Annotated in this window: 27 protein-coding genes and 1 riboswitch; of the genes, 22 read left to right on the top strand and 5 right to left on the bottom strand. The window is 70.7% G+C overall.

The features are described from left to right. Positions 1-77 precede the first annotated feature (77 nt). The 3 genes from ACFUPX_RS15180 to ACFUPX_RS15190 all read right to left on the bottom strand — a co-directional run bounded on the left by ACFUPX_RS15180 (position 78) and on the right by ACFUPX_RS15190 (position 2,033). Complete coding sequence (locus ACFUPX_RS15180) at positions 78-551, bottom strand: C40 family peptidase (RefSeq protein ID WP_383321196.1); 474 nt, start codon at positions 549-551, stop codon at positions 78-80. A gap of 3 nt (positions 552-554) precedes the next feature. Beyond that, positions 555-727: riboswitch (cyclic di-AMP (ydaO/yuaA leader) on the bottom strand. A 354-nt stretch (positions 728-1,081) separates the two neighbouring features. Continuing rightward, a complete protein-coding gene (locus tag ACFUPX_RS15185) occupies positions 1,082-1,390 on the bottom strand; it encodes a hypothetical protein (RefSeq protein ID WP_383272226.1) in 309 nt (102 codons plus the stop codon). 7 nt (positions 1,391-1,397) lie between these two features. Further along, positions 1,398-2,033, bottom strand: coding sequence for an ATP-dependent Clp protease proteolytic subunit (locus ACFUPX_RS15190; protein WP_383321199.1), 636 nt, complete (start codon positions 2,031-2,033; stop codon positions 1,398-1,400). 261 nt (positions 2,034-2,294) lie between these two features. Between ACFUPX_RS15190 and ACFUPX_RS15195 the strand changes: the two genes are divergently transcribed. The 13 genes from ACFUPX_RS15195 (at position 2,295) to ACFUPX_RS15255 (ending at position 10,883) form a co-directional block, all read left to right on the top strand. Further along, positions 2,295-3,845, top strand: a complete 1,551-nt coding sequence (locus tag ACFUPX_RS15195) for an amidase (protein ID WP_383321202.1) — start codon at positions 2,295-2,297, stop codon at positions 3,843-3,845. Continuing rightward, on the top strand, positions 3,796-4,278 hold the full coding sequence (locus ACFUPX_RS15200) for a phage holin family protein (RefSeq protein WP_383321205.1): 483 nt from the start codon (positions 3,796-3,798) through the stop codon (positions 4,276-4,278). Before ACFUPX_RS15195 ends, ACFUPX_RS15200 begins: the two co-directional genes overlap by 50 nt. A gap of 66 nt (positions 4,279-4,344) precedes the next feature. Next, positions 4,345-4,722 (top strand): gas vesicle protein, encoded by a 378-nt coding sequence (locus ACFUPX_RS15205; protein ID WP_383321442.1) that lies wholly within the window; start codon positions 4,345-4,347, stop codon positions 4,720-4,722. A 66-nt stretch (positions 4,723-4,788) separates the two neighbouring features. Then, the gene (locus tag ACFUPX_RS15210) at positions 4,789-5,214 is read left to right on the top strand and encodes a gas vesicle structural protein GvpA (protein ID WP_383321208.1); all 426 of its coding nucleotides are present in this window, start codon (positions 4,789-4,791) and stop codon (positions 5,212-5,214) included. Then, positions 5,211-5,990 (top strand): GvpL/GvpF family gas vesicle protein, encoded by a 780-nt coding sequence (locus ACFUPX_RS15215; RefSeq protein ID WP_383321211.1) that lies wholly within the window; start codon positions 5,211-5,213, stop codon positions 5,988-5,990. Before ACFUPX_RS15210 ends, ACFUPX_RS15215 begins: the two co-directional genes overlap by 4 nt. 3 nt (positions 5,991-5,993) lie before the next feature. Beyond that, positions 5,994-6,257, top strand: a complete 264-nt coding sequence (locus ACFUPX_RS15220; protein ID WP_383321214.1) for a gas vesicle protein GvpG — start codon at positions 5,994-5,996, stop codon at positions 6,255-6,257. Then, positions 6,254-6,973 carry a DNA primase gene (locus ACFUPX_RS15225; RefSeq protein ID WP_383321217.1) on the top strand — a complete coding sequence of 240 codons (720 nt, stop codon included), beginning with the start codon at positions 6,254-6,256 and terminating at the stop codon, positions 6,971-6,973. Before ACFUPX_RS15220 ends, ACFUPX_RS15225 begins: the two co-directional genes overlap by 4 nt. Further along, positions 6,966-8,084: an SRPBCC family protein gene (locus tag ACFUPX_RS15230; protein ID WP_383321220.1), complete on the top strand. Its 1,119-nt coding sequence runs from the start codon at positions 6,966-6,968 to the stop codon at positions 8,082-8,084. The genes ACFUPX_RS15225 and ACFUPX_RS15230 overlap by 8 nt, the downstream gene beginning before the upstream one ends. Further along, positions 8,081-8,503 (top strand): gas vesicle protein GvpJ, encoded by a 423-nt coding sequence (gene gvpJ, locus ACFUPX_RS15235; protein ID WP_383321223.1) that lies wholly within the window; start codon positions 8,081-8,083, stop codon positions 8,501-8,503. Before ACFUPX_RS15230 ends, gvpJ begins: the two co-directional genes overlap by 4 nt. Continuing rightward, positions 8,500-9,336 carry a GvpL/GvpF family gas vesicle protein gene (locus ACFUPX_RS15240; protein ID WP_383321226.1) on the top strand — a complete coding sequence of 279 codons (837 nt, stop codon included), beginning with the start codon at positions 8,500-8,502 and terminating at the stop codon, positions 9,334-9,336. The genes gvpJ and ACFUPX_RS15240 overlap by 4 nt, the downstream gene beginning before the upstream one ends. Continuing rightward, a complete protein-coding gene (locus ACFUPX_RS15245; protein ID WP_383321229.1) occupies positions 9,333-9,521 on the top strand; it encodes a gas vesicle protein in 189 nt (62 codons plus the stop codon). Before ACFUPX_RS15240 ends, ACFUPX_RS15245 begins: the two co-directional genes overlap by 4 nt. Continuing rightward, complete coding sequence (locus ACFUPX_RS15250; protein WP_383321232.1) at positions 9,518-9,832, top strand: gas vesicle protein K; 315 nt, start codon at positions 9,518-9,520, stop codon at positions 9,830-9,832. The genes ACFUPX_RS15245 and ACFUPX_RS15250 overlap by 4 nt, the downstream gene beginning before the upstream one ends. A 43-nt stretch (positions 9,833-9,875) precedes the next feature. Next, the gene (locus ACFUPX_RS15255; protein WP_383321234.1) at positions 9,876-10,883 is read left to right on the top strand and encodes a Ppx/GppA family phosphatase; all 1,008 of its coding nucleotides are present in this window, start codon (positions 9,876-9,878) and stop codon (positions 10,881-10,883) included. Positions 10,884-11,022: 139 nt separating this feature from the next. On the opposite strand, the gene ACFUPX_RS15260 is transcribed toward ACFUPX_RS15255, so the two are convergent. Then, a complete protein-coding gene (locus tag ACFUPX_RS15260) occupies positions 11,023-11,406 on the bottom strand; it encodes an ANTAR domain-containing protein (protein WP_383321237.1) in 384 nt (127 codons plus the stop codon). 133 nt (positions 11,407-11,539) lie between these two features. On the opposite strand from ACFUPX_RS15260, the gene ACFUPX_RS15265 reads away from it, so the two are divergent. Together ACFUPX_RS15265 and ACFUPX_RS15270 are read left to right on the top strand one after the other, a co-directional pair. Then, on the top strand, positions 11,540-11,911 hold the full coding sequence (locus ACFUPX_RS15265) for a helix-turn-helix transcriptional regulator (RefSeq protein ID WP_383321240.1): 372 nt from the start codon (positions 11,540-11,542) through the stop codon (positions 11,909-11,911). Between the two features lie 100 nt (positions 11,912-12,011). Continuing rightward, the gene (locus ACFUPX_RS15270) at positions 12,012-12,332 is read left to right on the top strand and encodes a type II toxin-antitoxin system Phd/YefM family antitoxin (protein ID WP_383321243.1); all 321 of its coding nucleotides are present in this window, start codon (positions 12,012-12,014) and stop codon (positions 12,330-12,332) included. 84 nt (positions 12,333-12,416) lie between these two features. Here ACFUPX_RS15270 and ACFUPX_RS15275 read toward each other — a convergent pair whose 3' ends face one another. Continuing rightward, complete coding sequence (locus tag ACFUPX_RS15275) at positions 12,417-13,430, bottom strand: ABC transporter permease (RefSeq protein ID WP_383321246.1); 1,014 nt, start codon at positions 13,428-13,430, stop codon at positions 12,417-12,419. 113 nt (positions 13,431-13,543) lie between these two features. On the opposite strand from ACFUPX_RS15275, the gene ACFUPX_RS15280 reads away from it, so the two are divergent. From ACFUPX_RS15280 to ACFUPX_RS15310, 7 genes are all read left to right on the top strand, one after another. Then, positions 13,544-14,164 (top strand): TetR/AcrR family transcriptional regulator, encoded by a 621-nt coding sequence (locus ACFUPX_RS15280; RefSeq protein WP_383321249.1) that lies wholly within the window; start codon positions 13,544-13,546, stop codon positions 14,162-14,164. Positions 14,165-14,363: 199 nt separating this feature from the next. Continuing rightward, the gene (locus ACFUPX_RS15285) at positions 14,364-14,666 is read left to right on the top strand and encodes an urease subunit gamma (protein ID WP_266873899.1); all 303 of its coding nucleotides are present in this window, start codon (positions 14,364-14,366) and stop codon (positions 14,664-14,666) included. Positions 14,667-14,697: 31 nt separating this feature from the next. Next, positions 14,698-15,009 (top strand): urease subunit beta, encoded by a 312-nt coding sequence (locus ACFUPX_RS15290; protein ID WP_383321445.1) that lies wholly within the window; start codon positions 14,698-14,700, stop codon positions 15,007-15,009. Further along, positions 15,002-16,723, top strand: a complete 1,722-nt coding sequence (locus ACFUPX_RS15295) for an urease subunit alpha (protein ID WP_383321253.1) — start codon at positions 15,002-15,004, stop codon at positions 16,721-16,723. Before ACFUPX_RS15290 ends, ACFUPX_RS15295 begins: the two co-directional genes overlap by 8 nt. Positions 16,724-16,734: 11 nt before the next feature. Beyond that, a complete protein-coding gene (locus tag ACFUPX_RS15300; RefSeq protein ID WP_383321255.1) occupies positions 16,735-17,409 on the top strand; it encodes an urease accessory protein UreF in 675 nt (224 codons plus the stop codon). Positions 17,410-17,529: 120 nt separating this feature from the next. Next, positions 17,530-18,213 (top strand): urease accessory protein UreG, encoded by a 684-nt coding sequence (gene ureG, locus ACFUPX_RS15305; RefSeq protein WP_383321258.1) that lies wholly within the window; start codon positions 17,530-17,532, stop codon positions 18,211-18,213. After that, entirely contained in the window at positions 18,210-18,983 is a 774-nt protein-coding gene (locus ACFUPX_RS15310) for an urease accessory protein UreD (protein WP_383321261.1), read from the top strand. Before ureG ends, ACFUPX_RS15310 begins: the two co-directional genes overlap by 4 nt. Positions 18,984-19,109 lie beyond the last annotated feature (126 nt).

Here is a 19,109-nt window from a genome sequence, read left to right on the forward strand (position 1 = left end):
TCGGACGGTGGCGGCGGCCCTGCGGCCACCACCACCGCCCTGCGACAGGCCCGGGGCCGGCCGTCAGTGACGGGCGATCAGCGCACCCGGCCGTACGAGACGCTCTTCGTCCAGATCTTCTCGAGGCGCACCACGGTCCCCCTCTTCGGCGCGTGCCAGATCTTGCCCTTTCCGGCGTAGATGCCGACGTGGTAGACGCTCCGGCCGGAGCGGAAGAAGACCAGGTCGCCGCGGGATCGCTTCGACGCCGAGATGTGGCGGGTCTTGTTGTACTGCTGCGCGGCGGTGCGCGGCAGCTTCTTGCCCGTGCGCTTGAACGAGTAGAGCGTCAGGCCCGAGCAGTCGAACCGGTGGGGCCCCGCGGCTCCGTAGCCGTACGGAGAGCCCTTCTTGGAGGCGGCGATCTTGAGCGCCTTCGTCCCGTGAGTCGCGGCCTGCGCGTCCGACGTGAGCCCTGGGGCCACGAGGGTGCCGCCCACGACGGCGAGCGTGAGGGCCGATACGGAACCGGCCCTGGTCAGCAGCGACGGAACATGATTCAGCGCAGTCATGCGCAACCCTTCGTCAACCGCCTGTGAAGGATGACCTGTCGGATTCGGGCTGGCGAAGTTGCCCGGCCGCGTACTGCGGCTTCACCCCAAGGGTCGTTGTCCGGACCTTCCGGACCGACCCGTCATGCCTGGGTCCTCCACTCCTGCCGATGCACCGATGTCGACCGGTCATCCGGGTGGCGGCAGGACTCGGCGTCCGCCCGGACCGCCCCGCCGCTGTGGCGGGGGCTTGTCGTCGGAAGGGATCTTGACCCGAGAAGGGGTCGAATTCCGAGCCGAAACGGCCTTTTGTGAGGCTCCTCACGGCTGAACCGTTCGGGTGGACAAGGTCTGATTCGGGATCGTGACAAGGAGCCGGAGGATCGCTCGACCAGCACCGGAACGAGGAATTCCGGCCATCGCGTACACATCTGACGCAACTGAAGACAGTTCCAAGAACGACGATCGTCTACGCCGAACGAGGTAGCCCGTTTGGTTCGTTTGAGACGGACCCCGGACGGCTTCTGCTTCAGAGGCGTGGTGACGGGTGCTCAGGATGCTGATGGGGGCGGCACGGTGACCCGCCCGGCGCGGCGCTCCCCGTCGAGCACGCGCAGCGCCCGTGCCAGCGTGGGCGCGTGCACGGCGCTCTCGCCCCGCTGGTGCATGAGCGTCAGCGCGTCCCGCAGGGCGGTCGCGCTGCCGACCAGCGCCTGGGCCGCGCGCAGCCCGCCGTAGGTGTCGGAGGCGCGGGCGGGGTTGATCCGGCCCACCAGATCGACCACTTCGAGGTACCGGTCGATCAACTCGCCCTCGGCGCGGGTGAGGGCGGGCAGTGGCGGGAGTTCGGGCGGCAGCATCGGCGGGTCACCTCGCGTCCGGGGTGCGCAGGGACGACTTGCGGCTGGCGATGATGCGGTCCACCAGGCCGTACTCGACCGCTTCGGGGGCGCTGAGGATCTTGTCCCGCTCGATGTCGGCCGCGACGCGGTCAGGGCTCTGACCGGTGTGCTGAGCCAGCAGCTTCTCCAACTGGGCGCGGGCACGCAGGAGTTCGGTGGCCTGGATTGCCAAGTCGGTCGCCTGGCCGTGGATCGGCTCGGCGAGCGAGGGCTGGTGGATCATCACCCGGGCGCCGGGCAGCGCGAACCGCTTGCCGGGGGTGCCGGCGGCCAGCAGCACGGCGGCCGCTGACGCGGCCTGACCCAGGCAGGTCGTCTCCACGTCGCAGGTGACGAACTGGATGGTGTCGTAGATCGCCGTCATCGCGCTGAACGAGCCGCCGGGCGAGTTGATGTAGAGCGAGATGTCGCGGTCCGGCGCCAGGTATTCGAGGTGCATGAACTGCGCCATCACGTCGTTGGCCGAGGTGTCGTCGATCGGCGTGCCCAGGAAGACGATGCGCTCCTCGAGCAGCTTCGAGTACGGGTCGAGGGTCCGCTGCCCCGTGCTGGTGTGCTCGGTGAACTCGGGCAGGACATGGCGGGCGAACGGTCGGTTCATGGCACGTCTCTCCTCTGCCGGGGTCGGTTGCTCCCCTAGGTCTGTAAAAAATGTACAGGACGTACGTTACGCCGTGGTGAGGAGCATGTTCAGGTGATCCGCCGGGGTCAACAGGGCCGCCGTATTACAGCCGCTCGCTGAAAGAGGTGGCCGCGGCGCGGGATGGCCGCCGTGAGGGCGTGGGCATACTCCGCCTCGTCGCGACCCCGGCCGCCCACCGCCGGGCGTCAGTTGTCCGCCGCCCTGAGCCGAAAGCGTCGTATGAGCCCTGAAGTCCACCCATCCCGCGAAGCCCATCGAGTCGGCCGAGCCCGCGAGTCCGCCGAGCTCGTCCATCTCACAGCCCGCGAACTCGCCGCCCGGATCCACGCCCGCGAGCTGTCCGCGCGCGAAGTCGTGCAGGCGCACCTGGACCGGATCGAGCAGGTGAACGGCGCCGTGAACGCCGTGGTGACCCTGACGGCCGAGCGCGCGCTCGACGAGGCGCGCACCGCCGACGAAGAAGCCGCGCGCGGCGCGCCGCTCGGCCCGCTGCACGGTCTGCCCGTCGCCCACAAGGACACCCACGACACCCGCGGTATCCGGACCACCTACGGGACGCCGCTCCTCGCCGACAACGTCCCGGACCGCGACGAACTCGTCGTCGAGCGGATCCGCGCCGCCGGGGCGATCACCATCGGCAAGACCAACGTGCCCGAGTTCGCGGCCGGTTCGCACACCGTCAACCCCGTCTTCGGGGCCACCCGCAACCCGTACGACCTCAAGCGGTCGGCGGGCGGCAGCAGCGGGGGAGCGGCGGCCGCGCTCGCGTGCGGCATGCACCCCCTGGCCGACGGCAGCGACATGGGCGGTTCGCTGCGCAACCCCGCCTCGTTCTGCAACGTGGTGGGCCTGCGCCCCTCGCCGGGCCGGGTGCCGACCTGGCCGGACAGCACCCCGTGGTCGACGATGGCCGTGCAGGGGCCGATGGCGCGCACGGTCGGCGACGTGGCGCTGCTGCTCTCCGTCGTCGCCGGGCCGGACCCGCGCTCGCCGATCGCTCTGGAGACGCCGGGGAGCGCGTTCGGCGGTTCGCTGGAACGGGATCTGACGGGGCTTCGGATCGCCTGGTCGCCGGACCTGGGGGGAGCGGTGCCGGTCGACCGCGAGGTCAGGGACGTGCTCGCGCCCGCCGTCACCGTCTTCGCCGACCTGGGGTGCGCGGTCGAGGAGGCGTGCCCCGATCTGTCCGGCGCCGACGAGGTGTTCCGGACCTTCCGCGCCTGGCAGTTCCACCTGGCGCTCGGCGCGCTCCTGGAGACCTCGGCGGACCGGATGAAGCCCAGCCTGGTGCGGAACGTACAAGAAGGACGCACGCTCACCGGCCCCGACCTGGAGCGGGCCACCGTGCTGCACGGCGAGCTGTTCCACCGGGTGAGGCGGTTCTTCGAGCGGTACGACGCTCTGGTCCTGCCGACCAGTCAAGTCGCGCCGTTCCCCGTCGAGTTGGAGTACCCGGGCGAGGTCGACGGGGTACCGATGGCCGACTACCTGGAGTGGATGCGCTCGGCGTACCTGGTGTCAGCGACCGGCAGTCCGGCGCTGTCCGTGCCCGCCGGGTTCACTCCTGGCGGACTGCCGGTCGGGCTGCAGATCGTCGGTCCGCACCGCGCCGATCTACGGGTACTGCAGATCGGCCACGTCTTCGAACAAGCCACCCGGCACGGCGAGTTCCGGCCGCCGCGCGGCGTTACGGGTCCGGACGGCCGGGTACTCGGGCGCCATGAATCGCTCGGAGCATCTGGACAAGCTGGAGAAGAGCCTCGTCGATGAGCTGACGCACGCGGCACGCGAGGCCGTGCGGGACGAACTGAGGGAGCAGGCGCGGCGGCAGCGCCGCAAGGCCGCGCTGTACGCCGGCGCCGGTGCCTTCGGTCTCTACGCGGGCGCCGCGCTGGCGCTCGCCCTCGGCCTCGCGGTCGCTCTGGGGCTGCCCGACTGGGCGGCCGCGCTGATCACCGCGCTGGTGCTCGGTGTCGTGGCCGTCGTGCTGCGGAGCGCGGCCCGTCCTTCCCGGGACCGGCCCTCCGCCAAGCACCCTTCGGGCGAGCGCCCTTCGGTGGATCTGCCGTCCGTGGACGGCCCGTCCCTGACGCCTCCGGCCACGCCCGCGAACACGCCTGCGCCGCCGGTGGCGCCGCCGACCGTGGGTGCCTCGCATCCGGGCGGCACGGACCCCGAGGCGCCGCACCGTTGGGGCCAGTGATGCGGGAGGCCTTATCACACATGTTTGGCCAACGAATTACGGGCCACTCGTGAAGAAGAGGTGGCCATTTTGAACACATCGTCAGATCCAGAGAAGAAGAAGGCGGGTTCGCAGAACTCGCACAATTCGACCGGAAACGCCGACAAAGCGGAGAGCGGCAAGGCGAAGCGCGGCCCAGGCCCCATGGAGGTGCTGCGCACCGCACGCACCCAGCTCGCGGAGCTGACGGGGATGGCCGCCGAGTCCGTCTCGTCCTTCGAACAGACCGAGGACGGCTGGACGTTGGAGATCGAGGTCCTGGAACTCACCCGGGTGCCGGACACGATGAGTCTCCTCGCGAGCTATCAGGTGGAGTGCGACCCCCAGGGCGAGCTCCTGGGCTACCGACGCGTACGCCGCTACGAACGCGGTCGCGCCGACAGCCACAAGGCCGGCGGCCGCTAGCGCACCCGTCGCGCCGGGTTTCCGCGGATTTCCCACAGACTTCCCAGACAAGGAGGGCCGGTCGGCATGACCGTTGTCCCTGCACAGCAAGCCGGCGGATCGGGCGGCTCCAGTGGCCTGTACGACGTCCTGGAGCTAGTACTCGACCGCGGTCTCGTCATCGACGCCTTCGTACGTGTCTCGATCGTGGGCATCGAGATCCTCAAGATCGACGTGCGTGTCGTCGTGGCGAGCGTCGACACCTATCTGCGTTTCGCCGAGGCGTGCAACCGCCTCGACCTGGAGTCCGGCCCGCACAAGGACCCCGGACTTCCCGACCTCGTGGGCTCGATCACCGAGTCCGGCGCGCGCGGCAAGTCCAAGGGCGCGCTGTCCGGAGCGGCGGAGACCATCTCCGACGCGTTCAAGCAGTCCCGTGAGGAAGGCCAGTCGGAGCCCCGCCCGCGTGCCCGCAAGAGCACGGCCGCGCGCAGGAAGGAGGAGCAGGAATGAGCACGTACGTCTATGGCATCGCCGCGAGTTCGCACCCGTCGCTCCCCGACGGCATGGAGGGGGTCGGTAAACCGGCGCGCTCCGTGCGCATCCTGAAGGAGGGCGACCTGGCGGCCATCGTCAGCGACGCCCCCGAGGGGCTGCGCCCCAAGCGCAACGACCTGCTGGCCCATCAGAACGTGCTGGCCGAGGCCGGCGCGGCGGGCCCGGTCCTGCCCATGCGGTTCGGCAACGTCGCCCCCGACGACGCGTCCGTCACGAGTGTCCTCGCGGAGCGGGCCGACCACTACCGCGAGCGCCTCGGCGCGCTGGCGGGCAAGGTCGAGTACAACGTCAAGGCCAGCCACGAGGAACAGGCCGCACTGCACCGCGTGATGGCCGACAACCCCGAGGTGCAGGCCCTCGCCGAGGCCAACCGGCAGGCGGGCGGCGGCAGTTACGAACAGAAGCTCCAGCTCGGCGAGATGGTCGTGGCCGCGCTGCAGAACCGGGAGGCCGAGGACGCGGTGGAACTCCACCGGATCCTGGAGCCTGCCGCATCGGCCGTCAGCGTGGGCCCCGAGTCCACGGGATGGCTGGCCAACCTGTCGCTCCTGGTGGAGCGCGAGTCGTCCGAGGTGTTCCTCGCCGCGGTCGAGGAGGCCCGCAAGGCGCACCCGCACGTCGAACTGCGCGTCAACGGCCCGCTGCCGCCCTACAGCTTTGTCGAGCCCGGTCCTTCCGAGCCGACGGGAGCCGTGCCGGAATCCGCCAACTCGCAGGCCGGCCGGGAGTAACGCATGGGACTGATCGGCGAAGTACTGATGCTGCCGTTCGCCCCGGTGCGCGGCGGCCTCTGGGCGGTGAACCAGGTACTCGCCGAGGCCGAGCGCCTGTACTACGACCCGGCCACCGTCCGGGCCGAACTCGCCCTTCTCGAGCAGCGGCTCGAGTCGGGGGAGATCGGCGAGGAGGAATTCGACAGCCGGGAGGACGAGTTGCTCGACCGCCTGGAAATTGGCCTGCGCACCGGCGCGGGAACCGACCACGGGACCACACAATGAATCGACTGGGACTTGGCCTCGCCGTAGGGGCCGGATACGTCCTCGGACGTACGAAGAAAATGAAGCTGGCCTTCGCCGTCGGCACCATGGTGGCCGGCAAGCGGATGAACCTGAGCCCGCGCGCCCTGGGCGACCTGCTCTCTCAACAGCTGCAGAACAACCCGCAGTTCAAGGAGATCGGCGACCAGCTGCGCGGGGATCTGCGCGGGGTCGGCAAGGCCGCGACCGGCGCGCTGGTCGAGCGGCAGATCTCGGGCCTCGCCGACCGGCTGCACGGCCGGACGGCGGACGTGCGGGACCAACTCGCGGGCGTGACGCCGGACATACCGGGTCGCGGCAGCAAGGCCAAGAAGGACGAGGAAGAGCCGGACGACGCGTACGAGGAGTACGACGAGGACGAGCGCGACGAGCAGGACGAGCGAGGCGAGCGGGACCACGAGGAGTCCGCGGACGCCGAGTCCGAGGAGGAGCCCTCCGAGGAGGAGCCCTCCGAGGAGGAGCCCGAGGAAAGGCCCCGGCCGAGGAAGAAGGCTCCCGCGCAGCGGACCGCCACCAAGAACGCCCCGGCCAAGAAGAGCCCCGCCAGGAAGACGGCAGCTCAGAAGAGCCCTGCGAAGAAGACGGCGAAGAAGGCTCCCGCACGGGCCGCGGCGAGGACCTCCGCGCGCCGCGCCACCGGGGCCCGGCTGCCGAAGGAGGGGGGCCGCGATGAGTGACACGCTGAAGTCCGCCAAGGACGGCGCGAAGAGCAACCCCCTGACCGGCGTCGTGCAGAGCGAGGCCGCCGACCGGCTGAAGGCGGAGGTCCAGGAGTATCTCGGCGCCCAGGCCCAGCGTCTCCTTGTCGGTGTGGGCCACAAGCTCGGCGCGACGACGGGCAGGCTCAACGACATCGCCGACGGCAACAGCCCCGGCTTCGCCAAGCTCGCCCTCGACGGCGGCCGCAAGATGGCCGAGGGCAAGGGGCCGCTGCGGTCCGCCATCGAGGTCGGCGCGGGCCGGGCCAAGGACAGCGTGATCGGTGCCTTCAAGAACATGACCGGAGGCAAGGGCCGCCGCAAGGGCGGGGCCGGCAGCAAGCCGACGGTCATCATGGAGTTCATCGACGTCGGCGTGCCGCTGCGCACGGCGTACGACCAGTGGACCCAGTACCAGGAGTTCAGCACCTTCGCCAAGGGCGTCAAGAGCGCGAACCGCGCCGACGACACCACGTCCGACTGGCAGGCCAAGGTCTTCTGGTCCAGCCGGAGTTGGAAGGCCCACACCACCGAGCAGATCGCGGACGACCGGATCGCGTGGACCTCGGAGGGTGCGAAGGGCACCACAAAGGGCGTCGTCTCCTTCCACTCGCTGGCGGGGAACCTCACGCGCGTCCTGCTGGTCCTGGAGTACTACCCGAAGGGTCTCTTCGAGAAGACCGGCAACATCTGGCGCGCGCAGGGCCGCCGGGCCCGGCTCGACCTGAAGAACTTCGCGCGGTTCATCACCATCAAGGGTGAGGCGGAGGACGGCTGGCGCGGGGAGATCCGCGACGGCGAGGTCGTCCACAGCCACGAGGACGCCATCGCGGAGGAGCAGGCCGAGGCCGAATCGGAGGACGGCGCCGAGGACGAGTACGAGAGCGACGAGGAACAGCCCGAGGAGTCCTACGAGGACGAGGAAGAGGACGAGCAGGACGCCTACGGCGAGGCGGACGAAGAGGACGAGGCGAAGTACGAGGAGGACGAAGGCGAGGACGACGAGGCCAAGTACGAAGAGGAAGAGGACGAGGCGGAAGAAGAGGCGAAGTACGACGAAGAGCCCGCGACGAGCGGGAGCCGCCGATGACCATGCCCAGCCGGATGCCCGAGCCGTACGGGCAGGGCGGCGGCGCGAACCTGGCCGACATCCTGGAGCGGGTGCTCGACAAGGGCATCGTGATCGCGGGTGACATCCGGATCAACCTGCTCGACATCGAACTGCTCACCATCAAGCTGCGGCTCATCGTCTGCTCCGTCGACAAGGCGAAGGAGATGGGGATCGACTGGTGGGAGGACGACCCCGAGCTGTCCTCCCGCGCGCGCAGCAAGGAACTCACGCGTGAGAACACCGAGTTGCGTGCCCACGTCGCCGAGCTGGAGGAGCTGGAGCAGGGCAGGGCGGAGCGACGCAAACCGGCGCGGCGCAAGGTGGAGCAGGGCAAGACGGAACAAGGAAAGACGGAACAAGGGAAGACGGAGCGAAGCAAGGCGGAGGAGAGCGCATGAGTGGACTGCGGTACGTCTACGCGATCTGCCGGCCCTTCGACGCCGCGCTCCACGCGCAGGTGACCGGGGTGGACGGCGCACCCCCCGGTCAGCTGTCGCACCACGGTCTGATCGCCGTGGTCGGCACGGTGCCGGAGGGGGACTTCGCCGAGGAGCCCCTCCGGCGCCATCTGGAGGACCTGGACTGGCTGAGCACGACCGCTCGGGCCCACCAGGCCGTGATCGACGCGCTCACCGCGGTCACCACGCCGCTGCCGCTGCGCCTCGCCACCGTCTTCCGGGACGACTCGGGCGTGCGGGCGATGATGGAGGAGCGGGAGAGCTCCTTCAGGCGGACGCTCGACCGGCTCGACGGCCGCGTGGAATGGGGCGTCAAGCTCTACGCCGAAGCGCCGGTCGCCCCCACGCCCGACGAGCCGCGGAAGGCCGCGACGGGCCGGGACTACCTGCGCCAGCGCCGACAGCGCAACCGGGCGCACGAAGAGATGTACGAGAGCGCCGAGAAGTTCGCCGGCCGGCTGCACGACATGCTCTGCGAGCAGTCGGAGGGTGCCCGGCTGCACCCGCCTCAGAACTCCGAGCTCTCCAAGAAGTCGGGCCGCAACGTACTCAACGCGGCCTATCTGGTGCCGCGTTCGGAGTCGGAGGCCTTCGCGGAACTGGTGGAAGGCGTGTACGGCGAGGAGCCCGGCCTGCGCGTGGAACTCACCGGGCCATGGGCCGCGTACTCCTTCGCGAGCCTGGAGGACGACGAGGACGACGAGGACGACGAGGACGACGAGGACGACGAGGACGACGAGGGCGACGAGGACGACAGGGAGGCGGGATCGTGACGGTCGTCGAACGCCGGGAGGTCGCCCTGGTCGACCTGCTCGACCGGTTGCTGGCGGGCGGGGTCGTCATCACCGGCGACCTCACTCTGCGCATCGCGGACGTCGACCTCGTCCGTATCGATCTGAACGCACTCATCAGCTCGGTGAACGAGCAAGTGCCGTCCCCCTTCCAGGAGTTGCTGTGAGTGAGCGGACTCCGGGAGGTGACGGGCGGACTCCGGGGAAGAACCGCCTCGAACTCGAACCCGACACGGTGGAACGCGACCTGATCAAACTCGTCCTGACCGTCGTGGAGCTGCTGCGCCAGCTCATGGAGCGGCAGGCCGTACGCCGCTTCGACACCGGGGAGCTGAGCGAGGACCAGGAGGAGCGCATCGGGCTCACGCTGATGCTGCTCGACGACCGCATGGCCGAACTGCGCGAGCGCTACGGCCTGCGCCCCGAAGACCTGAATCTGGACCTCGGGCCGCTGGGTCCGCTGCTCCCGCGGGAGTAGATCAGGGCGACTGACCCGTGGCCTGATGGGTACTCAGAGTCACATGCGAATGAGTGTGATGGATGTGGGCGCGAACGCGGTCCGGCTGGTCGTGGTGGACGCGCTGGACGGTGTGCCCTTGCCGGTCCACACCGCCAAGTGGAAGGTGAGACTTTCCGAGGAGGTCGGGCCGAGCGGGGTGATCCCCGAACAATCCGTGGGGCAGCTCGTCTCGGCGGTCTCCGAGGCGGCCGGGACCGCCAGACGGTGGGGCTCGGCGGAGCCGCTGGCCTTCGCGACGACGGTCGTACGCGGCGCCCCCAACCGGCTGGACGTGCTGCGCACGATCGGCGAGGAGACCGGCGTGGCGCTGTGCACCATGCCCGGAGAGGTGGAGGCCGAACTCACCTTCCTCGGGGCCCGTCGGTGGATGGGCTGGCGGGCCGGGCCCCTGGCCATGTTCGACATCGGCGGCGGCTCCCTCGAAGTGGCCTTCGGACGCGGGCGGCTGCCGGACTACGTGGCCTCGCTGCCCCTCGGCGCCCGCCGCCTGTCCCGGGAGTTCTTCGACGGCGACGACCCACCGACCGAGCAGAGCGTCAAGGAACTGCGCCGCAAGGTGCGCCACCAACTGCGCGACGTGGCCGCACGGATCCGCTGGGAGGGGCCACGCACCGCCGTGGCGACGTCCAGGACCTTCCAGCAGCTCGCGCGGCTCGGAGGCGCCGCCCCCGGTCGCCACGGCCCGTTCATGGCGCGGCAGCTGAGCCGGGCGGACCTGCGGCTCTGCCGCGACCGGCTCGCCGCGCTGTCGTCGGCCGAGCGCGCCGAACTGCCGGGGGTCTCGGCGCCGAGGGCCGTGCAGAGCCTGGCCGGCGCGATCGTGGGGCATACGGCGATGAAGCTGACGGGCATCAAGACCGTCACCATCTGCCCCTGGGCCATCCGTGAGGGCGTGCTGCTGCGGCACATGGAGGACGGCGGGGCGTGGTGGGCGGAGGTCAGTCGCCTGGGTGCGGTCGCGGTGCCCGCGGTCCAGCCGGTGGCGCTGCGGGTCGCGGCTCTGCACTGACGCGCGACTCCGCCGCGGCGGGGTGGGCCCGCGCGGAGCCTTCGCCCTGGCGGCGCAGCGTGGCGCGAGAAGAGAACCCGAAGAGCACGGAGAGTTCGAAGAGTTCGGTGAGACGGAAGGGGCCGGTGTCGCGCCGGGCTCAGTCCTCGGCGGCGTCGGCTGTCGCGTGCGGCTCCTGGAGCTTGGTGACCGTCACGGCCACCGCCGTGCGGAACTGCTTGGGGATCTCCCCTCCCGCGGCCACCGCGACCAGTTCGTCGGCCACGAGATGCAGCTTGGTGTTCGTGTTCTGGGAGACGGAGACCAGGACGCTCCAGGCGTCATCGGCGCTCAGTCCGAAGGAGGCCATCAGGATGCCGCGCGCCATGTCGATGGCGGGCCGCGTGAGCATGGCCCGCCGCAGCTGACCGAGTTCGACCCGCGGATCCTGCTCGACGTCCCCGTCCGGCGGCGAGCAGGGGACCGCGGTGAGGGCGGTCTCGGCTTCCCCCGCGCGCTCCGTGAAAGGTGCACGTTCTGTCATGGCGGCCACTCCATAGGCGTCCGTACGTCATCACCTCACCCAGCGTCGGTCCGACGACACACACCCGTCAAGAGATACCGGAAATGTTGTTCGCCTTTTTGAATACGTGAATCAGACGCCCTATCTTGGAGTGATGGGAGCAGTACCTGAATCACACAGCGGTTGGACGTTCCTCACCAACCACGCCCGTGTGCTGGCTGCGATCGCCGACGACCCCGCCACCCGTATCCGGGACATCGCCGCGCGCTGCAGGCTCACCGAGCGTGCCGTACAGAAGATCGTTGCCGATCTGGAGGGGGGTGGATATCTCTCCCACACGCGTCAGGGCCGCTCCAATACGTATCGCATCGAATCGGGCACCATCCTGCGCCACCCCGCCGAATCAGGCCTCGCCGTGGCGGAGCTCCTCTCGCTCCTCGCCCAGCACGACGTCGGGAACGGGGACAGGCCACGGCAGTTGGAGCCGTCGCCCTCGCACGCGCGCGGCCCGGGGGACGACGCCTGACGGACGCCGGATCCTGAGCGGGTGGCGACCCTCTGACCTGCGGTGTGTGCGTTCCGCGCGGACCGGATGGGCGTGTGGAGCGCCGGTTAAGCTGGGGAGCATGGCCTACGAGATTCCGGTGACGCAAGCCCGAGCAGAGCTCGCCGATCTGATCAACCGCGTCGTCTACGGCGGCGAGCGGGTGGTCGTCACCCGTCACGGCAAGCCGCTCGTGGCCCTCGTCTCGGCCGCCGACCTGGCCCGCCTGGAGGCGTTGGCGGAGGCGGACGCCAACGCGAACGACGTCGACGACGCGAACGACGTGGACGATGAGCAGGTGATCAGCTCCGTCTCGTCCGTGCGCTCCACCACGTCGTCCGGCGCCGGTGAACGGCAGCGATTCGGTATCGCCGCCGAACACCGGGGGCCCAACGCGACGTAGCCGTACGGCGGTTGAGCGACGAAGAGGCCGTACGCCCCCGTCCGCTACAGCGGAGGCGTACGGCTGTTTGTGTGCGCCGCCGGGTCAGGCGACCCGCACCTCTTCCCGCGCCGCCGGTGCCTCGTCGCGGGCCGCGGCGGCAGGGCGGCGGCGGAGCGCGCCGAGCAGCACGGCCGTCAGGCCGAGCAGGGCCCAGAGGGCGAGGGTGACGAGGGGGCCCGTGACGCGCGCCCCGTCGAAGAAGGAGACCGAGCGCAGCAGGGTGCCGCCCGCGCCGGGCGGCAGCAACTGGCCGATGAATCCCAGCGGTTCGGGAAGCATCCGCGGCGCGGACGTCACCCCGGAGAACGGGTTGCCCAGCAGCACCATGGTCAGCGCGCCGACCCCGATGCCCGCCGGTCCGATGAGCGCGGCGCACCCGGCGACGGTGGCTCCCATCGCGAGCGTCGAGAGCCCCAACGCCCCCGCTTCCGCCCACCAGTTGCCCGTCAGTACGCCGAGCCAGCTGTGTGTCACGGCGGCGGCGACCACGCCGACCAGTGCGGCGGCCAGGACGAGGGAAGCCGCCGCGCGGACGCCGCGCAGGCCGAGCATCGTCACGATCGCGCCGGCCGCGACCCCCGCGAGCGCCAGCGGCAGCACGCTCGCCCCGAGCGCGGAGCCCCGGGGGTCGTTCGCGGGAGCTGCCACCACATCGGTGGTGGTCACCTCGGCCCCCTTCGGGGCCTGACCGGCCACCGACTGCTCAAGCAGCTGGGCGACCAGGGGGCTCGCGGCGCTGGCGGTCAGCAGCTTCGTTCCCCGCGGCGTGACGACCACCGCTCCGTACACGGCCCGGTCCTCGATGGCGTCGCGGGCCGCGGCCTCATCCGCGTACCGATGGATCTCGAACGCGCCCTTGTGCTCCGCGAGCCGGGACTGGAGAGGCGCCGTGGCGGAGGCAGGTCCCGCGACGCCGAGCGGCAGATCGCGGGGGGCGGTCCTGGCGTTGGGCCAGGCGAAGGCCCACAGGGCGATGGCCGCGAGCGCGGAGACCAGGATGGCCACCGCCACCATGCGGCGGCCCTGCGGAGGCGGGGTGGCGACCGACGTGGACATGGGCTGAGCTCCTCGAAGATCAAAGAGAAGGATCGTTCGTTTTATGTGGTGCCCACACTGTGCTTCCGGGCGCGGCGCTTGTCAAGAATGAATGTTCGTTTTATTTTGGGTGCATGGCCCGCGTATCCCAGGAGCACCTCGACGCACGCCGCCGCCAGATCATCGACGGCGCCGCCCTCTGCTTCGCCCGCAATGGCTTCCACGCCACCTCGATGCAGGACGTGCTCAAGGAGGTCGGTCTCTCGGCCGGTGCCGTCTACCGCTACTTCCGGGGCAAGGAGGAGCTGATCGGGGCGATCGTCGGCGAGGTCCTCGAATGGATCCAGGAGACCTTCGAGGCGGCGGCCAAGGAGACCCCGCCGCCACCGCCGGACGTGCTGGTCGGCCAGGCCCTGACGCAGGTGCTCAGCCGGAAGCCGGGCGTCCATGAGGGGGAGGCCTCGTACTTCCCGCGGCTCATCGTCCAGGTGTGGGCGGAGACCCTGCGCAACGAAGAGCTCGCCGCCGTGATGAACGAGGGGTACGCCAAGGTGCGGGTGGCCTGGGTGAAGATCGTCGAGGGGTATCAGGCGGCGGGCATGATGCGCGCCGACGTCCCGGCCGACCACGTCGCACGGGTGATGGTCGCCGCGGCCCAGGGATTCGCCGCGCAGCTCGCGCTGTTCGACGAGGTGCCGGTCGAGGCGCTTCAGGACGGTCTGCGCGGCCTGATGAGTATGGGGAAGCCCAGCTGATGGTCATGGGGTGGTCAAGCACTGGTTAACCTCGTTGAAACTCCTCCCAACTAGCCTGCAATGCCACGCCACCAGGGGTTTTCGTAACCAGGGTGCGCAAGATCAAGCGCGCTGCCTGTGTGTTACATCTATATCCGTCGCGGTGGCCGCGGCAGCCGGACCCCGCACGGTCCGGAGCGAGGACTGTGAGGTGGGACGCGTGCAACTGACCCCGCACGAGCAGGAGAGACTGCTCATCCATGTGGCTGCGGACGTGGCCGAGAAGCGAAGGGCGCGGGGGCTGCTGCTCAATCACCCCGAGGCGATCGCGCTCATCACGTCCCACATCCTCGAAGGTGCGCGCGACGGCCGCACCGTCGCCGAACTCATGTCGTCGGGGCGCAAGGTGCTCACGCGCGACGACGTCATGAGCGGCATCCCCGAGATGATCCACGACGTCCAGGTCGAGGCCACCTTCCCGGACGGCACCAAGCTCGTCACCGTCCACGACCCGATCGTCTGACGGGGGCGGCCAGATGAGTCCCACGCAACCCGTGATCCCCGGTGAGATCCTCTTCGCCGACGAGCCCGTCGCCTACAACGTGGGCCGCGAGGTCACCGCCCTCACCGTTCTCAACGCCGCCGACCGCCCCGTCCAGGTCGGCTCGCACTACCACTTCGCCGAGGCCAACCCCGGTCTCGACTTCGACCGCGCCGCCGCGCGCGGCAAGCGGCTCAACATCGCCGCCGGCACCGCCGTGCGCTTCGAGCCCGGAATCCCCGTCGACGTCGAACTCGTCCCCCTGGCCGGTCTGCGGATCGTGCCCGGTCTGCGCGGCGAGACCGGAGGTGCCCTCGATGCCTGAGCTGTCCCGCGCCGCGTACGCGGACCTGTTCGGCCCCACCACGGGCGACCGGATCCGGCTCGCCGACACCGACCTCCTCGTCGAGATCGAGGAGGACCGCTCCGGCGGCCCCGGGCTCTCCGGCGACGAGTCGGTGTTCGGCGGCGGCAAGGTCATCCGCGAGTCGATGGGGCAGTCGCGCACCACCCGCGCCGAAGGCGCCCCCGACACCGTCATCACCGGCGCCGTGGTCATCGACCACTGGGGCATCGTCAAGGCCGACATCGGCATACGGGACGGCCGGATCACCGGCATCGGCAAGTCCGGCAACCCGGACACGATGGACGGCGTACACCCTGATCTGGTGATCGGCCCGGAGACCGAGATCCTCGCGGGCAACGGCAAGATCCTCACCGCGGGCGCCATCGACACCCACATCCACTTCATCTCGCCGACCATCGTCGACGAGGCGCTGGCCTCCGGCGTCACCACCCTCATCGGCGGCGGCACCGGACCGGCCGAGGGCAGCAAGGCGACCACGATCACCCCCGGCGCGTGGCATCTGGCCCGGATGTTCGCGGCGATGGAGTCGAGCCCGGTCAACATCGGCTTCCTCGGCAAGGGCAACACGGTCTCCAGTGAGTCCATGCACGCCCAACTGCGGGCCGGAGCCGTCAGCTTCAAGATCCATGAGGACTGGGGCGCGACGCCCGCCACCATCGACGCCTGCCTGAACGTCTGTGAGGACACCGGAGCCCAGCTCGCCGTCCACACCGACACCCTCAACGAGGCGGGCTTCGTCGGCGACACGTTCAAGGCCGTCGCCGGCCGCACCCTGCACGCCTTCCACGTCGAGGGCGCGGGCGGCGGGCACGCCCCGGACATGATCACGGCGGTGTCGCTGCCCAACATGCTGCCCAGCTCCACCAACCCGACTCGGCCGCACACCGTCAACACCATCGAGGAACACCTCGACATGCTGATGGTCTGCCACCACCTCAACCCGGCCGTCCCCGAGGACCTGGCCTTCGCCGAGTCACGGATCCGGCCCACCACCATCGGGGCCGAGGACATCCTGCACGACATCGGCGCCATCTCGATCATGTCGTCGGACTCGCAGGCCATGGGGCGCATCGGTGAGGTCGTCATGCGGACCTGGCAGACCGCGCACGTGATGAAGCGAAGGCGTGGCTTCCTGCCGGGGGATACCCGGGCGGACAACCGGCGCGCGCGTCGCTATGTCGCCAAGTACACGATCAACGCGGCGGTCGCACAGGGCGTCGACCACATGATCGGCTCGGTCGAGAGCGGCAAGCTCGCCGACCTGGTGCTGTGGGACCCCAAGTTCTTCGGCGTCAAGCCGCAGGTGGTCATCAAGGGCGGCCAGATCGCGTACGCGCAGATGGGCGACGCCAACGCCTCCATCCCCACGCCGCAGCCGGTGCTTCCGCGCCCCATGTTCGGGGCGCACGGGAGGGCGCCGAGCCTCAACTCCCTCAACTTTGTCACCCAGTCGGCCCTGGACGACGGCCTGCCGGAACGGCTCGGTCTGGCCAAGGAGTTCACCGCGATCCGCTCGACGCGTGGGCGCACCAAGGCGGACATGCGCGAGAACGACGCCCTGCCGAGGGTGGAGGTGGCCCCCGACAGCTTCGCCGTCACCATCGACGGGGAGCTCGTCGAGCCGTCACCCGCCGCCGAACTGCCGCTCGCGCAGCGGTACTTCCTGTTCTGACGGGCGCTGTCATGTCCAGAGCCGCACTACTCGTCCTGGCCGACGGCCGGTTTCCCGCCGGAGGGCACGCGCACTCCGGCGGGGCCGAGGAAGCCGTCAAGGCGGGGCGCATCACCGGCGGGGCCGACCTGGAGGAGTTCTGCCGGGGGCGGCTGCACACGACAGGGCTCGTGTCCGCCGCGCTGGCGGCTGCCGCGGCCCTCGGGATCGACCCGCTTGAGCTCGACGAAGCCGCCGACGCGCGGACGCCGTCGGCCGCGCTGCGGGTCGCCGGGCGGCGGCTCGGGCGGCAGATGATGCGGGCCGCGCGGGCGGCGTGGCCCGATCCCTCGCTCGACCGGCTGGCCGCCGCCCGGCCCAAGGGGGCGCACCAGCCGGTCGTCCTCGGTCTCGCCGCCCGCGCGGCGGGTCTGGGGCCCGAGGACGCCGCCTACTGCTCGGCGTACGAGTGCGTCAGCGGGCCCGCGACCGCGACCGTGCGGCTGCTGAGCCTCGATCCATTCGACGCCACGGGTGCGCTGGCCCGGCTGGCACCCGAGCTCGACCTCGTCGCCCGGGCCGCGGCGGACGCGGCGCGGTGCGCGGTGGCCGAGGGGATCGACGCGCTGCCCGCGGCGTCCGCGCCGCTGCTCGAAGTCGGGGCCGAGGGGCATGCGGCCTGGCCCGCGCGGTTGTTCGCGTCGTAGGAGGCTCCGGCCTCCCCGCGCGAGCCACCGCCACCCAAGCCTTCCGGCACCCAAGCCTTCCGGCACCAAAGCCCCCTGGCCCAGGGCGAAACGAACTGCTGAACCACAGAGGAGTCGCACATGCATCTCGATCACTCCCACGACGAATCCGCCGCCGTGAGCGCCGACGCCCACCGCCCCGACGGGCGCCGCCGCGCGCTGCGGATCGGGCTCGGCGGGCCGGTCGGGTCCGGCAAGACGGCCACCGTCGCCGCGCTCTGCAAGGAGCTGCGGGACGAGCGTTCCCTCGCCGTCGTCACGAACGACATCTACACCCGCGAGGACGCCGAGTTCCTGCTGCGCGAGGCCGTCCTGCCGCCCGAGCGGATCACCGCCGTGGAGACCGGCGCCTGCCCGCACACCGCGATCCGCGACGACATCTCCGCCAACCTGGAGGCCGTCGAGGACCTGGAGGACGAAGTCGGGCCGCTGGACCTGATCCTCGTCGAGTCCGGCGGGGACAACCTCACCGCCACGTTCTCCAAGGGGCTGGTCGACGCGCAGATCTTCGTCATCGACGTGGCGGGCGGCGACGACATCCCGCGCAAGGGCGGCCCCGGCGTCACCACCGCCGATCTGCTCGTCGTCAACAAGACCGACCTCGCCCCGTACGTCGGCTCCGACCTCGCGGGGATGGCCGCGGACGCCAAGGCCCAGCGCGCCGAACTGCCCGTCATCTTCCAGTCGTTGAGGTCGGACGAGGGCATCGCCCCCGTCGCCGCCTGGGTGCGCGCCCAGTACGCCGCCTGGACCGCGTCCGCATGACCGTGCACGCCGTCGTGGCATCCGGGGTGCGCGGCATCGCCCGCATCACCGCGCGGGGCAACGGGCGGGGCGGCACCGTCCTGCCCGTGCTCGACGGCGAGGGGCCGCTCGCCCCGCGCCGCACCCGGTCGGCCGGAGCAGGGGCCCAGGTCACCCTCGTAGGAGCGATGAGCGGGCCCCTCGGGGGCGATCACCTCACCGTCGAGGCCGCCGCCCACGAGGGCGCCCGGCTGCAGATCGGCTCGGCCGCCGCCACGCTCGCCCTGCCGGGGCAGTCGAAGGAGGCCGCGCGGTACGACGTGCGCCTCACGGTCGGTGACGACGCGGAACTGCGCTGGCTGCCCGAGCAGTTGATCTCTGTACGCGACAGCGAGCTGCGGGTGACCACGCGGGCCGAGCTCGCCGCGAGCGCGACTCTCGTGCTGCGGGAGGAGCAGGTGCTGGGGCGGACCGGGGAGGAACCGGGACGGCTCACCAGCCGCCTCACCGTACGCCGACAGGGCCGCCTCCTCCTGGACCAGGAGCTCTCCTGCGGTCCAGGAGCACCCGGCGGGTGGGACGGCCCCGCTGTCCTGGCGGGGCATCGCGCCATCGGCCAGCTCGTCGTCGTACGCCCGGAGTTCGAGCAGAACCGCCCCGGCCCCGCGATGCTCGGCGAGTCGGCCGTACTCACCCCACTCGCCGGGCCCGCCGTGCTCGTCACTGCGGTCGCGCCCGACGCGCTGCGGGTGCGGCGCGTCCTGGACGAGGCGCTGCGCACTCTCACCTGAACAGGGGCATAACCGCTCAGCGGAGTTCCGTGCACCGTCTATCGGATTGGTAAAGAAACCCCTGCTGCGTCTGTCGCACTGAACCCTAAGACCGACAGGATCCTCCTACTGTTCGAAAATCGACAG

Source organism: Streptomyces sp. NPDC057302 (assembly GCF_042667685.1).
Classification (GTDB): domain Bacteria; phylum Actinomycetota; class Actinomycetes; order Streptomycetales; family Streptomycetaceae; genus Streptomyces.